This window comes from Yoonia maritima (assembly GCF_043641945.1).
In the GTDB taxonomy this organism is placed as follows: Bacteria; Pseudomonadota; Alphaproteobacteria; order Rhodobacterales; family Rhodobacteraceae; genus Yoonia; species Yoonia maritima_B.
The window spans coordinates 1-13909 of record NZ_JBHZRX010000007.1; the positions used below are offsets into that span (position 1 = coordinate 1).

General features: G+C 54.5%; 15 protein-coding genes. 7 read left to right on the forward strand and 8 right to left on the reverse strand.

Annotated features, from left to right (window positions below; genetic code table 11):
- Positions 1-32 precede the first annotated feature (32 nt).
- Both ACHUEV_RS14485 and ACHUEV_RS14490 read right to left on the reverse strand, forming a co-directional pair.
- Positions 33-332, reverse strand: a complete 300-nt coding sequence (locus ACHUEV_RS14485) for a hypothetical protein (RefSeq protein WP_394181080.1) — start codon at positions 330-332, stop codon at positions 33-35.
- A 4-nt stretch (positions 333-336) separates the two neighbouring features.
- Positions 337-963, reverse strand: coding sequence for an IS66 family transposase (locus ACHUEV_RS14490; RefSeq protein WP_394181081.1), 627 nt, complete (start codon positions 961-963; stop codon positions 337-339).
- Between ACHUEV_RS14490 and ACHUEV_RS14495 the strand changes: the two genes are divergently transcribed.
- From ACHUEV_RS14495 to ACHUEV_RS14520, 6 genes are all read left to right on the forward strand, one after another.
- Positions 962-1345 carry a hypothetical protein gene (locus ACHUEV_RS14495; RefSeq protein ID WP_394181083.1) on the forward strand — a complete coding sequence of 128 codons (384 nt, stop codon included), beginning with the start codon at positions 962-964 and terminating at the stop codon, positions 1343-1345. The two genes, ACHUEV_RS14490 and ACHUEV_RS14495, sit on opposite strands and share 2 nt — an antisense overlap.
- A 29-nt stretch (positions 1346-1374) precedes the next feature.
- On the forward strand, positions 1375-2682 hold the full coding sequence (locus ACHUEV_RS14500) for an extracellular solute-binding protein (protein ID WP_394181085.1): 1308 nt from the start codon (positions 1375-1377) through the stop codon (positions 2680-2682).
- 69 nt (positions 2683-2751) lie between these two features.
- A complete protein-coding gene (locus ACHUEV_RS14505) occupies positions 2752-3633 on the forward strand; it encodes an ABC transporter permease subunit (protein WP_394181087.1) in 882 nt (293 codons plus the stop codon).
- An 11-nt stretch (positions 3634-3644) separates the two neighbouring features.
- Complete coding sequence (locus ACHUEV_RS14510; RefSeq protein ID WP_394181089.1) at positions 3645-4496, forward strand: ABC transporter permease subunit; 852 nt, start codon at positions 3645-3647, stop codon at positions 4494-4496.
- Between the two features lie 9 nt (positions 4497-4505).
- Positions 4506-5543, forward strand: coding sequence for a sn-glycerol-3-phosphate ABC transporter ATP-binding protein UgpC (ugpC, locus tag ACHUEV_RS14515; protein WP_394181091.1), 1038 nt, complete (start codon positions 4506-4508; stop codon positions 5541-5543).
- Positions 5540-6541, forward strand: coding sequence for an endonuclease/exonuclease/phosphatase family protein (locus tag ACHUEV_RS14520; RefSeq protein ID WP_394181093.1), 1002 nt, complete (start codon positions 5540-5542; stop codon positions 6539-6541). The genes ugpC and ACHUEV_RS14520 overlap by 4 nt, the downstream gene beginning before the upstream one ends.
- 389 nt (positions 6542-6930) lie before the next feature.
- On the opposite strand, the gene ACHUEV_RS14525 is transcribed toward ACHUEV_RS14520, so the two are convergent.
- The 3 genes from ACHUEV_RS14525 to ACHUEV_RS14535 form a co-directional block, all read right to left on the reverse strand.
- Positions 6931-7389: a metallophosphoesterase gene (locus ACHUEV_RS14525; protein ID WP_394181095.1), complete on the reverse strand. Its 459-nt coding sequence runs from the start codon at positions 7387-7389 to the stop codon at positions 6931-6933.
- A gap of 49 nt (positions 7390-7438) precedes the next feature.
- Positions 7439-7789 carry an IS66 family insertion sequence element accessory protein TnpB gene (gene tnpB / locus ACHUEV_RS14530; protein ID WP_394181097.1) on the reverse strand — a complete coding sequence of 117 codons (351 nt, stop codon included), beginning with the start codon at positions 7787-7789 and terminating at the stop codon, positions 7439-7441.
- A gap of 215 nt (positions 7790-8004) precedes the next feature.
- On the reverse strand, positions 8005-8220 hold the full coding sequence (locus ACHUEV_RS14535) for a hypothetical protein (protein ID WP_394181099.1): 216 nt from the start codon (positions 8218-8220) through the stop codon (positions 8005-8007).
- 497 nt (positions 8221-8717) lie between these two features.
- Between ACHUEV_RS14535 and ACHUEV_RS14540 the strand changes: the two genes are divergently transcribed.
- Positions 8718-9827, forward strand: a complete 1110-nt coding sequence (locus tag ACHUEV_RS14540; protein WP_394181101.1) for a TIGR03032 family protein — start codon at positions 8718-8720, stop codon at positions 9825-9827.
- 147 nt (positions 9828-9974) lie between these two features.
- Here ACHUEV_RS14540 and ACHUEV_RS14545 read toward each other — a convergent pair whose 3' ends face one another.
- From ACHUEV_RS14545 to ACHUEV_RS14555, 3 genes are read right to left on the reverse strand one after another with little or no spacing between them, the layout of a single operon-like run.
- On the reverse strand, positions 9975-11120 hold the full coding sequence (locus ACHUEV_RS14545) for an iron-containing alcohol dehydrogenase (RefSeq protein ID WP_394181103.1): 1146 nt from the start codon (positions 11118-11120) through the stop codon (positions 9975-9977).
- Positions 11121-11123: 3 nt separating this feature from the next.
- Positions 11124-12497 carry an aldehyde dehydrogenase family protein gene (locus ACHUEV_RS14550; protein WP_394181105.1) on the reverse strand — a complete coding sequence of 458 codons (1374 nt, stop codon included), beginning with the start codon at positions 12495-12497 and terminating at the stop codon, positions 11124-11126.
- A gap of 3 nt (positions 12498-12500) precedes the next feature.
- Complete coding sequence (locus ACHUEV_RS14555) at positions 12501-13865, reverse strand: glutamine synthetase family protein (protein WP_394181107.1); 1365 nt, start codon at positions 13863-13865, stop codon at positions 12501-12503.
- Between the last annotated feature and the right edge of the window lie 44 nt (positions 13866-13909).

A 13909-nucleotide genomic window follows, 5' to 3' on the forward strand; every position in this document is an offset into this window, starting at 1 on the left:
GCGGGATGGAGCAGCCCGGTAGCTCGTCAGGCTCATAACCTGAAGGTCGTAGGTTCAAATCCTACTCCCGCAACCAACAATAGTTCTTCAATACTATCAATGGCTTGAGCTTCCGTGCTCGAGCCTTCTTTGCGTTTGGCACCCAAAGAAAGCGTAAGAAGACCAGACAGAGCCCCCTCAAGCATGATGTCCAGTTTGTCGCTGTCTGCGGATGGCTGAAGAACAATCTTGTCGACGAGGGATCGCACCGCCTCATGAGCCTCTTGCATCTCTCCTGTGTTGCTCAGACCTGAAATTAATGACCGGACACGCATCTGATACGTCACGGCCATGTGCCTAACAATATGCCAGCGTTGACGGTCCACCGTCACGGCTATCGCGGGTGAGGCGGTTATAACCCGCACAACCATCAACCTGCAGTGTTCCCTTGAAACCTTCGAGGATTTCCTCGGCATGTTCGCCTTTGAGAGACTGCTCGAAATGAAAAGCGACTGCCGGGTGTGCATTTCCCTCCCAGCGTCGATCATCACGACATAGTGCCCAAACGAAACAGGTCTTGGTCTTACCAGTACCGGGCATAAGTTGCGCCAACGTCGTCTCATCCATCAACAACTTTGAACTAGATTTCAAGTCACCGTTCAAAACGCCATATAGAGGGAGCAAAGCATCAACGGCCTGATCTATGAGGCGTCCCATGGCTGACCGGTGAAGCTTGATCCCCGAACGTTTGAATATCTGCTCTTGCCGATAATTGGGCAAGTAGTCAGCAAACTTGCTGACAGCGAGCCCGGCAATCAGATGATCGTCAAAGCGAGTCTGTTCAAATGCGCGTTTGGGTACCGGGGCCTGAACAATCTTGTCACAATCTCGACAGACGTATTTGGGGTATCGTTCTTCAATAACCCGCAACTGCGCCGATAAGTATGTGAGGCGTTCGATAGTCTGTTCGCAGATGCGTACCATGCCACATCCGCAATCACAGACTGCTCCATTGGGCGCCGCCATCATTGTTGGTTTCCTAGTAAACGAGGATTATCCGCAGACCCACCTGTGGCCGCACTTGGATCTCGTTGGTAGTTGCAATGCCTCGGCTGTAATTGTTGCACAACCAAGAATTCAAACACAAAAACCATACGAAACCGTTGCCGACATTGCGAAGCAGTTTTCCAAGCCTGGCGTCACGAAACTGTTGCAAAAGCTTCAAAAAGGCTTCGCGTTCAACTGCGAAAGACGGGTGAGCGGTCTGGGTTTGGGGCGCGGCTTTTCGTGCGTGAAAGTGCCAAAAGTTTGGCATCGTTTCGCAGAAGTAACTGCTTCCCTCTCCCCCACCCGCCCCCATTGCTGACCCTGCAACCACTATTGGAAAGAATAGAAATGTCCCGTATCACGAACACGCTCACAAGCGTTGCGGCTGCTTTCGCGCTGACAACTGCTGCTAGCGCGCAAACTGAAATCGAGCTGTGGCACGCCATGGGCGGCGCGCTTGGCGAAACCGTCAATCAGATTGCCGAAAACTTTAACGCCGCTCAGGATGAGGTGCTGCTGACCCCCGTCTTCAAGGGCTCCTATGAAGAAACTCTGACCGCAGGTATTGCGGCGTTCCGCGCGGGAGAACAGCCGAACATCATGCAGGTCTTTGATGCCGGTGCAGCGACCGTCATCGGGGCCAAAGGGGCGACTGTGCCTGTGCAGGACTTGCTGGCCGACAACGGCGTAGAGTTCAACATCGAAGACTACATCTCTGGTGTGCGCTACTTCTTTGCCGACAGCGATGGCAAAATGATTGGCATGCCATTCAACTCGTCTTCGCCGATCATGTATTACAATGACGACGCCCTCGCAGCGGCTGGCGTCAGGCCACCGGAAACCTGGGAAGAGTTCCAGGACACTACCGCGCCGGCCCTTGTTGAGGCAGGCTATATCCCACTGGCGCAGTCTCACCTGCCTTGGATTTTCACCGAAAACTTCATGTCACGTCACAACCTGCCGTTTGCCACAAACGACAACGGCTATGACGGTCTGGAAACCGAGATCCTTGTGAACAACGACGCCATCAAAGCACATTTTTCTGCGCTGACCGAATGGCAGGATAAGGGTTACTTTGAATGGTACGGCACCGGTTGGGGTGACAACCAGACGCCGTTCGAAGAAGGCAACGTTGCCATCTGGCTCGGCTCGTCCGGTTCGTTTGGTGGCCTATCCCAGAAAGACCTTGGCTTCGAATTCTCCGCGACTTACCTGCCCTATTGGGAAGCTGTTACAACAGAGCCCAAGCAGACATTCATCGGTGGCGCTGCCCTGTTTGCGATGTCTGGGAAGTCTAACGAAGAAAACGCAGCCACTGCAAAGTTCTTCGAATACCTGACAGCACCGGAGACACAGGTCTTTTGGCACAAAGAGACAGGTTATGTGCCGATCACAGAGGCCGCCTATGAGATGGCTGCGGCCGAGGGCTATTACCAGGAACAGCCTGCTGCCGAGATCGGCATCAAGCAGTTGTCACTGGACGCTGGTGAGAACACACGTGGTTACCGCATGGGCTTTTACGTACAGATCCGCGATGTGATGAACCGTGAATACGGACGCATCCTGACCGGCGAAACCTCTGTCGATGACGCGTTTGCAACCATCGAAGAAGAGGCAAACCAGCTTCTTTCACGCTTCGCGCAAACACAGGGCTAACGCTCATCAAGAACTGCCCAGGCGGCCGCCCTGACGGGCGGCCGCTCTAGCGTGTAAAAAGGAAACGCCATGAAACGGGCTGGATTTACCACTGTCTCACTTCCCGTGATGCTGTTGCTGCCGCAGCTTATCATCATCGCTGTGTTTTTCTACTGGCCAACGGTTGTGGCACTGCAATCGTCGTTTTACCTGCAAGACCCGTTTGGCTTTGGATCTACATTCGTGGGTCTGCAGAACTACGCGGATCTGTTCTCCAGCCGCGAATATCGCAAGATCGCACGGTTCACAGTGATCTTTTCCTTGCTGGTCACGTTTTTCTCGCTCGCCATCGCACTGGTGCTGGCTGTCAAGGCGGACAAGGTCCTGCGCGGCGCGCGCACCTATCGCACTTTGCTGATGTGGGTGTACGCGGTTGCCCCGCCGGTTGCGGGTTTCATTGCCGTCATCATGTTCAACCAAAGCTGGGGGCCAATGACGGAGTTCTTTGGACTGTTGGGTTACAACTACATGGTTGGGGTCAACTACAATGATACGGCCTTTGCGATGATCCTGGCGTCTGTGTGGAAGCAGGTTCCAGTGAATTTCATCTTCTTCCTGTCAGGTCTGCAATCTATCCCCCGGTCCGTGCGCGAGGCCGCGCTGATCGACAACCGTTCTGCCAGCGGTCGGTTCTGGGACGTTACCTTCCCCCTGCTCGCACCCACCGGGTTTTTCCTGTTGATCATCAACATCACCTATTCGCTGTTTGAAACGTTCGGCATCGTCGACACCGTGGTGAAGGGTGAGCCGGGCAACAACCCGATGACGTTGGTCTACAAAGTCTATGTGGACGGTTTTCGCGGCAACGACCTTGGCGGGTCGTCGGCGCAATCAGTCATCCTGATGGTTCTGGTTCTTGCGTTGACTGTTTTCCAGTTCCGGCTGATCGAGCGCCGCATACACTACACCTGAGGACCGGATAGATGCGCAAACCCAAACTTTCCGCTGTCGCTGACCACGCTGTCCTGATTGCAGGCAGCCTGTTCATGATGCTGCCGTTGCTGATGCTTCTGCAAATGACGACCATTCCCGACACCGAAATCATTCGCAATGGTCCGTCACTGAAAATCGGCGATCAATTTGATGACAACTTTGAAAAGGCGATGTTCCAGGCCTCGGGCTTTTCGGGCGAAAACACCGGCCTGTCGATGCTTAAGAACAGCTTTATCCTTGGGATCGGTTTTGCAGTTGGCAAGATCGTGATCGGGATGATGGCCGCCTATGCCATCGTCTATTTCCGCCTGCGCTTTGCCACGCTTGCCTTTTGGCTGATCTTCACCACGCTGCTGTTGCCGCTTGAGGTGCGTATCTTACCTTCCTATGAGGTGGTGCAGTGGCTAGGCATGCTGAACACCTATCAGGGCCTCATTATTCCGCTCATCGCCTCGGCCACGGCGACGTTCTTTTTCCGGCAGTTTTTCCGTTCGGTCCCGGAAGAACTGGTTGAAGCGGCGCGCATCGACGGGGCCGGGCCGGTGAAATTCTTCATCGATATCCTTGTGCCACTCAGCCAGACGATGATCGCCGCGATGTTCATCATCATGTTCGTCTACGGCTGGAACCAGTATCTCTGGCCCACCATGATCACGACAGACGAGGACATGTACACACTTGTGCGCGGGATCAAACAAATCGTGCAGGTGCTCGAAGGAGCGGTGGTGCCCGAATTCGGTCGATCCAACGTTCTGGCCCTTGTGGCCGTCATTCCACCCGTCCTTGTGGTGGTGTTTTTCCAAAGCTGGTTCGTCAAGGGCCTGACAGAATCCGACAAATAGGAAAGAAACATGGCTCAGGTAGAACTAAAAAATATCGGCAAAACCTATCCCAACGGTTTTCAGGCGCTGCATCCTACCAGCTTTGACATCGCCGAAGGTGAATTTTGTGTCCTGGTGGGGCCGTCGGGCTGTGGCAAATCCACACTGTTGCGGATGGTCGCGGGGCTAGAAGAGATCACGACAGGCGCGTTGCAAATCGCGGGCCGCGTGGTCAATGACGTCGACCCTGCGGACCGCGACATCGCGATGGTGTTTCAGAATTATGCGCTTTATCCGCATATGACAGTGCGCAAGAATATCGGGTACGGCCTAAAGAACCGCGGCACGTCAAAAGAGGCGATCGCTCAGAAGGTAGAGGAGGCGGCGTCATTGCTGAACCTTGGCGAATACCTCGACCGCAAACCCAGCCAATTGTCGGGCGGTCAGCGTCAGCGTGTGGCCATGGGCCGTGCCATCGTTCGCGATCCCGCGCTGTTTCTTTTTGATGAACCGCTATCGAACTTAGACGCCAAATTGCGCAACCAGATGCGGATCGAGATCAAGTCCCTCCAACGTCGCCTTGGTGTGACCTCGATCTATGTGACCCACGATCAGGTCGAGGCCATGACTATGGCAGACCGTATCATCGTCATGAACGCAGGCCGTATCGAGCAGATCGGCACCCCGGCCGAAGTCTATCACAATCCGGCCTCGACGTTTGTGGCGTCTTTCATGGGCGCGCCGCCGATGAACTTGCTTTCTGCAGCCGCGGCCGATGGTGAGGTCAAGCTGGGCGATCAGTCTGTCTGCCGCACTTCGCACAATGGTCCGGTGACCGCAGGGATCCGGCCCGAGGCATTCGTTTCCGACAATAGCGGTCCTTTGGTCATGGATGTCCAAATCATCGAAGAGCTTGGCGCACACCGCTTGTTGCACGGAACATTGGGCAGTGAAGCCGTTACCGTACAAATCAGCAACGAGACGGCAGCGGCCCTTGGCCCGCAACGGCTTTCGGTCAAACCGAATGCGGTGTGTCTGTTCGATGCCGTCGAGGGACAGTGCCTGTGATACCCATCATCCCTGAACTTCGAACCGTCAGCGCTGCCGACCGCGATCGTATTCTGGCTGCACCACGCACCGACGAGGCGCACCGGGCGCTGCTGGCAAGTCTGCCGGGCATGAATGCCGTGCGATGCGGCGGAACAGCCAACGCCTCGCAGCTTCCCGAGACTTTTGCTGTCGTCGCTTGGAATCTTGAACGTTGCCTCTTCCCCGAAGACAGCGCCGCTCATCTTGCAGGCATCGCCCCGCAGATCGTTCTGTTGTCCGAGATGGATCACGGCATGGCGCGCACCAAACAACGTCACACGACGGCGGACTTGGCTCAGGCACTGGGGATGACCTATGCCTTTGGGGTGGAGTTCTTTGAAATGGACCTTGGTGGCGACACCGAGCGTCACTTTTGCGAGGATGATTTCAACGCGCGGGGCTGGCATGGCAATGCAATCCTGAGCGCGGTGCCCTTTGAGAAAGTCACTATGATCCGACTGGACGATCATGGCCATTGGTTCACACCAGACGCAGGCGGAGACGCGGGCCAACCGCGTGTCGGGGGGCGCAACGCCATCGCGGGTGTGGTGCCAACAACCATTGGCCCGCTATGCGTTGTTTCAACGCATCTGGAAAGCAACGCCGACAGCCCGCACCGGGCGAAACAGTTCGACGTGTTGATGGACACCGTCGATACGTTCGCGCCCGATATGCCCGTGATCATTGGCGGCGACCTGAACACAGGCAACCACATGCCACCGGACTTTGACTGGCGCGGTGAGGTGTTGTTCGCGCGCGCAGAAGCACGCGGATACGATTGGTCCTTGACCGCTGACGGGATGACAACGCGCCCCAGCCTGATTACCCGGCACCCGACCCGGCGGATGAAACTCGACTGGATCTGCGCTCGTGGGATGAAAGCTGACGCCAAGGGGATACTCCCGTCACTGGACGCAACCAATCGGCCGTTGTCCGACCATGACGCAGTTTATGCAGTCGTCACCCGCTCTGGCTGACAAAGCAAGGTGCCGATAGAGCCAAACCTGAGATCGTTACTATTCAGACTTGGCAATCGACCCCTAGAGTGTTGTCGACGGGTGACGTACCTAGGTCATGCTGCGTCCGTGCGGCATTAGGCTTGTCTTTTTCTTCGCCATGGGAACCTTTTGTCGTCCGTTTGAAAAAAACCAATCTGCAGACAGATTTGCCAGATCATAAAACGGCTGGCTTAGCGCTCAATACTCGCCACAGACGCCATTGCCGCGATAGCGAATTCGTCCTTTCGCCCTTTGTGTTTCTCGCTTCTGTTGAAGAGAGTTCAATGCGGCCATTCGGTTCGAGAATGGCAATGGCGGTTTTGCCCTGCACTGCGTCATTTCGCATCGATCGCGGCGAATGTCGGGAGTTAGTTGAGTTCCTTGCGATGCTCGACATCTGACCAATGTTTGTTGTGTATGTGACCAAACAACTGCAACGCTTCACGTCTCGCATGATTCCATGTGATCATTGGATAATGACAAAGCGTGTTTCGCTGCTTTTTTGGTCCATCGGGCACTTCGGCCATCAATAAGACCGACGTCCAATCCAACGACTGAGTGAGATCGCTGTCGTGATTGCCAACGATGAGGTGCTTGCGCGCTCCGGGCAACTGGTCAAAGATTTGTCTTAGGTAAGCCGCATCATTCGCTGATGCACCAAAAGCAAAATCTCCGATAATCCGAAGATCATCATCCGGCTTCACGACTTTCCACATGTTTTCGAGCATGATGCGGTCCATATGAGACGCTGACTTGAAAGGACGATCGCAAAAGTGAATGACGTTTTCATGTCCAAAATGTGTGTCCGCCGTATACCAAATCTTCATCTCGCGATTCCAACCATTGAAGTGTTATCTGGTCTCAATGCTGCTTGTTTTAAACCGTCACAGGACGGCGCATTCCTCTGGCAGTGACCCGCTTCCAGTCGAGACCCTCAAATAGGATCTCAAACTGGGACTTGTTCATGTTGATCATACCATCTTGAATGCGCGGCCACTCAAAGCCTTTGCCTTCGATCCTCTTGTAAGTCATCACAAGGCCCGTGCCGTCCCAGACAATCAGCTTGAGCCGGTCCGCATGTTTCGAGCGGAAAATGAAGATAGCCCCGCTGAACGGGGCAAGCGCAAATTCGCTTTGAATAATCGCTGCGAGGCCGTCCATCCCCTTTCGGAAGTCGACCGGCTTGCTGGCCACGTAAAATTTGAAGTTGCCCGCTGGAGAGATCATGATCGGCTTTCGAACGCACGGATCAGGTCAACCAAGCCAGCGACGGGGTAAGTAGACGGCAGCAGCAATTCACATCCGGCGCGTTTGAAAACAATGTGAGACGTCTCGGTTTGTTTAACTGGCACATCGTGTTGAACCTTGATCTCGGCAAATACTGGTACCGGTTCCAGGACCTTTTGTCGCTTTGCCGAATTCTTTTACTTCGGTCCCTTCCGTCAAGCGTAGGCAGTCTTGTCCGAAATCTGGCACGTCTTCTGGACGTCGCCGATTGAGAGCGTACCGGATCTCATGCGATGCGCCATTTCGCGCTTGAACTTTGTGGGCCACAAGCGGCGGCAGCCTTTTCCGACAGGGATGGAGTAGCCGAAGGCGTGGAAGACTTTGTCGATTTTTTGATCACTTGAGAGCGCAGCTAATGCTTGAGTATTCATGATGCCTGTATCCTTTTGAGGGATATCATATTTTCTCAAGCCGAATGTGCTAAGCCCCTATTTCAGGGGGCAGATGCAACGCTTACGACACTGGACCATTCCAGTCCCGCTATCTGATCCTAGCGGCCTGCGACATCTTGGTTTCAAGCCTCAAGGAGTGGGTCATCCGGGACTAACGCTTAACACATATTAGTTGTTCGCTAAGACAAAATCCAACTCCTGCAGCGAAATCGTACAAGTGAATACAGTGTGTTAACCTCCAGAATGCGACGTCAGTGCTTGTACAGAACTAGAGACGCTACATCGGTAAGACTATGGCACTACGTCACAGTTCATGCGAGCTGCCGCGCGCTCTATTTACTACCCGGGAATTTAGAAAGAGTATTAAGTAACCTCAACGAATTAAAACCATACAAAGAGATATGTGAAAGTTGGAGGTTCCGCTAAAATCGCGCTAGGGTTGGAACAATTGGTTCGTTTGAAATAGGGAAACTTCTATGACGACTGAGATTCCTGAGAGACCATCTGCTGCAGGAAACCAAGACCAACCGTTGGGCCATGCCGCCGTCTCGTTTTCACGCGGATTTCCTAGTTGGTTAGCTCGGCAAAAATGCAGCATTGCAATAACGACTTATCGTATTGGACGTTTGGTACTGATCGGCCTCAATTCGGATGGCTCTCTTCATTTGCAAAACCAACACATCGAACAATGCCAAGGGCTCTGGACTGACGGCCAATCAATGAGAGTGGGGGCGCTAAGCTCGCTTTGGCGTTACCAAAACACGGTCGCTGCAAATTCATTTACTGACGCAGGTAGCGACCGTCTTTTTGCACCAAGAGAGGCGCGCGTCACTGGTCAGATTGATATCCATGATATTGCAGAGGGCAATCTTACTCAGATTGGTGGTGGGGAACGGGACGTGGTCTTTGTCAGTACCGCCTTTAACTGCCTAGCCACGATAAGCAAAACCGCAAGCTTTAAACCGCTTTGGCATCCACCGTTTGTGAGCGGCATTGTGGGCGAGGACCGTTGTCATCTTAACGGCTTGGCAATTGTGGATGACCGTCCCGCCTATGTCACCACCGTCGGAACCGAAGACGTTGCTGGTAGCTGGCGCAATCAACGTACTAGCGGTGGATTGGTGCTTGAAATTCAAACCGGTTCGCCGGTAGTTTCTGGCTTATCAATGCCGCACTCACCTCGGGTCTATGATGAAAAATTGTGGGTCTTGGATTCAGGTCGAGGAAACCTTTGCATTGTTGATACGCAACGGAGCGAAATAACCCGGGTGGCCGACATGCAGGGCTACGCGCGTGGCCTTAGTTTTACGGGAAGGTTTGCTGTCGTCGGTCTATCACGACCCCGTACAAATGATATTTTCTCGGGGCTAGAGCTCGATGAAAAAATAAAAAAATCAGGTAACGCCGCGATGTGCGGTGTTGCCGTCGTGAATATCGATACAGGGCAGGTGGAAGAATGGCTCTCATTCGGTGAACCTGTTAACGAGATTTACGATGTTGCCGTCCTTCAGGGCGTACGTCGTCCGGAAGCCACAAGCATGTATGGTGACGATGTGAGGCGCGTGGTCTCGGTGGAAGCGATGTAGCTTGCTGCTAAGGTGAAGCCCGTCGGGCTGCCGGGCAAGAATTCATCTTATACATGTATAGATAATTTCACAAAGCATCGCATGAATATGACCCGATACAGGTGGCTGACCCAATAGGTATCTAGGGTCAGCGATTCAGTTCACTATCTATACGATCTTTAGCAGTAGTTCTTTCGTATTTTCTGCCGTCATGTTGATCGGGTTGCCGCCTGTGCTTGGGTCGATCAGTGCGCCTGCGACGATCCGGTCGATGTCCGGGTTTTCTACGCCTAGGCCAGATAGCGTCTTAGGGATGCCAAGCGATGCGTTCAGTTCATCAACATAGCTACAGAAGCCGTCAAACCCACCTATGATCCCAAGGTAGTTTGCCGCCATTTCCATACGATCAGCGATTGCTGGTTTGTTGAACTGCAGCACTGCGGGCATGCAGACGGCGTTCGTTGTGCCGTGGTGCGTGTGGTAGATTGCGCCGATGGGGTGTGACAGCGCGTGGATTGCACCTAGGCCCTTTTGGAACGCGGTGGCGCCCATTGCGGCGGCGGACATCATGTGTGCGCGCGCTTCAATATCTGCACCGTCTGCGTAGGCACGAGGCAGGTATTCTTTGACCAGACGCATCCCTTCGAGCGCGATACCTTGTGACATGGGGTGGTAGTGCGGTGAGCAGAATGCCTCTACGCAATGTGCGAATGCATCTAGGCCAGTGCCAGCGGTGATGAACTTTGGCATGCCAACCGTCAGTTCTGGATCGCAGATGACCACGGACGGCAGAAATTTCGGGTGAAAGATGATTTTCTTTTCGGCTGTGACCGAATTGGTGATCACGGATGCCCGGCCCACTTCGGACCCTGTCCCGGCTGTCGTAGGCACGGCCACGATCGGCGCGATGGCATCTGCGTCTGCACGCGTCCACCAGTCGCCGATATCCTCAAAATCCCACAAGGGGCGAGTTTGGCCAGCGTAAAACGCGACCAGTTTTCCCAGATCAAGACCTGAGCCACCACCAAATGCGACAACGCCGTCATGTCCACCTTCGCGAAACGCTTTCACACCGGCCTCGGCATTCTTTTCGTTTGGGTTCGGGTCAACATCGGCAAAGATGGCGCGTCCCAAACCGGCGGCTTCAAGCAGATCAAGCGTCTTTGTCGTGATCGCCATATCGGCCAGACCGCGGTCAGTGATCAGAAGTGGTTTCTTGATGCCCGCAGCGGCGCAAGCATCTGCGATCTCGGAAATGCGCCCTGCGCCGAAACGGATGGCGGTCGGGTAGGACCAGTTTGCAGTGATCGACATCGGTTAGGCCTTTTTCATGTGGTAGGATTTCGGACGTGTCAGGTTGTGGAACCCGATCGCGGATAGACCGCCGCCGCGCCCGGTGTCTTTGCAACCGGTCCAGCACAGAGCGGGATCAAGATAGTCCGCCCGGTTCATGAACACGGTTCCTGTTTCAAGCTGATCGGCGATTGCCTCTGCGCGTTCGGTATCTGGCGTCCAAAGAGAGGCCGTCAGCCCATAGTCGCAGTCGTTCATGAGAGCGATTGCCTCGGCGTCGGATTTCACGGGCATGATGCCGACGACAGGGCCAAAGCTTTCTTCGCGCATGACACGCATGTCGTGGGTCACGTCGGTCAGGATTTGCGGCATCAGGTATGCGCCGCCATCTTGCGGGAACAACGCTGGATCGATGTGGGTCTTGGCACCAGCGGCAACTGCATCAGCGATTTGCGAACGAACACCATCAGCAAAGCGTACTTGCGCCATCGGCCCAATGGTCGTTTCCGGATCAAGAGGGTTGCCCAGCTTGTACGTGTTCACCAGTGCTACGGCTTTTTCGACAAATGCGTCGAATAGGCTTTCGTGGACGTAAATCCGTTCGATACCACAGCAGCATTGGCCAGAGTTGAACATTGCACCGTCCATAAGCGTATCGACAGCGGCGTCCAGATCAGCGTTTTCCATGACATAACCGGGGTCTTTGCCGCCCAGTTCAAGGCCCATGTTAGTGAACGTGCCGGCCGCAGCCTTTTCCATCGCGGCACCGCCTGCGACTGACCCGGTAAAGTTCACGAACCCGAAGGAACGCGTCGCAATAAGGTCTGAGGTTGTTTGGTGATCTAGGAATACGTTTTGGAAGACGTCAGCGGGTACGCCTGCGGCATGGAATGCCTCTGCCATGCGCTCACCTACAATTGGGGTTTGCGATGCGTGTTTCAGAACGACCACGTTGCCCGCGATCAGCGCAGGGGCAATTGTGTTGATCGCCGTCATGAAAGGATAGTTCCAGGGTGCAACAACAAGTACGACCCCATGTGGCACGCGTTTGATCATGCGGCGGAATTTGTCGCTGTCTTCGACGATGGTCGGGGCAAGCGATTCATGCGCGATGTCCGCCATATACTGCGCACGCTCGTTAAAGCCGCCGAATTCACCGCCATAGCGCACAGGGCGACCCATTTGCCACGCAAGTTCCGGCACGATGAGGTCGTTCATTTCACCGACCTTGGCGACACCAGCAAGCACCAATGCGATCCGTTCGTCTAGCGGACGGGCTGCCCATTCGACTTGGGCGGTCTTTGCGCGGGCGACGGCTGCGTCAGCCTCTACGCGGGTTAGGGTCGGGCGTTCGGCATAGACCGATCCGTCTACCGGAGAGATGCATTTGATAGTCATGGTTCAGGCCCTTTCAAAACCGCGTGCGATTTCCCAGTCGGTCACCACACGGTCAAATTCTTCTTGTTCCCATTCCGCAGCGCGCGTGTAGTGATCGATTACATCGTCGCCCATGACGTCGCGCAGGAATTTCGAATTACGGAGTGTTTCAGTTGCTTTGCGCAAGGTCTGGGGAATGTCACCAGCTTTGGCATCTTCATAGACATCACCTGTGGTAGCAGGCGCAAGAGGCATTTTATCTTCGATACCCTTGATCCCTGCGGCAAGCATCGCGGCCTGGGCAAGATAGGGATTCAGGTCCGACCCGCCAATCCGGCATTCAACGCGAACGCCCTTGGTGCCATCACCACAAAGGCGGAACCCAGCGGTGCGGTTATCGACCGACCAGACCGTTTTTGTAGGGGCAAAGGTGCCTTTAGAAAAACGTTTATAACTGTTCACATAGGGTGCCAGAAAATAGGTGTAGTCCGGTGCATAGGCGATCAGCCCGGCCATGTAATGTTCCATCAGTTTGGACATGCCCAGCTTGGCGTCCTTGTCATAGAATGCAGGCTTTCCATCAACCCAAAGCGACTGATGCACGTGCGAAGATGATCCAACGCGGTCATGGCTCCATTTCGGAAGGAAGCTGGCGGCGTGGCCCTGTTGCCAAGCGATTTCTTTGATCGCGTGTTTCGCAATCGAATGATGGTCGGCGCAATCCAGTGCAGCGGCGTAGCGGATGTTTAGCTCTTCTTGGCCCGCTTCTGCCTCGCCCTTTGAATTCTCAATCGGGATGCCCGCCGCATATAGATGGTTGCGGATTGGGCGCATGACGCCTTCTTCTTTGGTGGTCTGAAGAATGTGGTAGTCTTCGTTATAGCCGCTGATCGGTTCGAGATCACGGAACCCCGATTTGCGGATTTCATCAAAGCTTTTCGCGAAAAGGAAAAACTCCAACTCTGTCGCCATCATCGCGTCGAACCCAAGCGCCTTGAGCCGATCAATCTGTTTTTTCAGTATAGCGCGGGGGGAATGCGGGACCGGTTCATGCGTGTGATGATCGAGCACGTCGCACAGAACCATCGCGGTTCCTTCTAGCCACGGCACCATCCGAATAGTGCTTAGGTCGGGTTTCATCACATAGTCGCCATAGCCCGACTGCCAACTGGTTGATGCGAAACCGCTGGGCGTTGCCATCTCAAGGTCAGTGGCAAGCAGATAGTTGCAGCAATGTGTTTCGTTAAACGACGTTTCCACAAAGTTGGCCGCATGGAACCGTTTGCCCATCAGGCGCCCTTGCATATCCACAAGGCAGGTCAGAACCGTATCAACCGTGCCGTCAGCGACGCGGGATTTCAGATCATCGAATGTCAGATTGCCGGGCATTATCGTGTCCTTTTGGGTGGAAGTGGCCCCGAACATGATCCGGG

Coding starts and splice junctions, on each gene's coding strand:
- ACHUEV_RS14485 (WP_394181080.1), bottom strand. CDS start 332: ATGGCCGTGACGTATCAGATGCGTGTCCGGTCATTAATTTCAGGTCTG.
- ACHUEV_RS14495 (WP_394181083.1), top strand. CDS start 962: ATGCCACATCCGCAATCACAGACTGCTCCATTGGGCGCCGCCATCATT.
- ACHUEV_RS14490 (WP_394181081.1), bottom strand. CDS start 963: ATGGTACGCATCTGCGAACAGACTATCGAACGCCTCACATACTTATCG.
- ACHUEV_RS14500 (WP_394181085.1), top strand. CDS start 1,375: ATGTCCCGTATCACGAACACGCTCACAAGCGTTGCGGCTGCTTTCGCG.
- ACHUEV_RS14505 (WP_394181087.1), top strand. CDS start 2,752: ATGAAACGGGCTGGATTTACCACTGTCTCACTTCCCGTGATGCTGTTG.
- ACHUEV_RS14510 (WP_394181089.1), top strand. CDS start 3,645: ATGCGCAAACCCAAACTTTCCGCTGTCGCTGACCACGCTGTCCTGATT.
- ugpC (WP_394181091.1), top strand. CDS start 4,506: ATGGCTCAGGTAGAACTAAAAAATATCGGCAAAACCTATCCCAACGGT.
- ACHUEV_RS14525 (WP_394181095.1), bottom strand. CDS start 7,389: ATGAAGATTTGGTATACGGCGGACACACATTTTGGACATGAAAACGTC.
- tnpB (WP_394181097.1), bottom strand. CDS start 7,789: ATGATCTCTCCAGCGGGCAACTTCAAATTTTACGTGGCCAGCAAGCCG.
- ACHUEV_RS14535 (WP_394181099.1), bottom strand. CDS start 8,220: ATGAATACTCAAGCATTAGCTGCGCTCTCAAGTGATCAAAAAATCGAC.
- ACHUEV_RS14540 (WP_394181101.1), top strand. CDS start 8,718: ATGACGACTGAGATTCCTGAGAGACCATCTGCTGCAGGAAACCAAGAC.
- ACHUEV_RS14545 (WP_394181103.1), bottom strand. CDS start 11,120: ATGTCGATCACTGCAAACTGGTCCTACCCGACCGCCATCCGTTTCGGC.
- ACHUEV_RS14550 (WP_394181105.1), bottom strand. CDS start 12,497: ATGACTATCAAATGCATCTCTCCGGTAGACGGATCGGTCTATGCCGAA.
- ACHUEV_RS14555 (WP_394181107.1), bottom strand. CDS start 13,865: ATGCCCGGCAATCTGACATTCGATGATCTGAAATCCCGCGTCGCTGAC.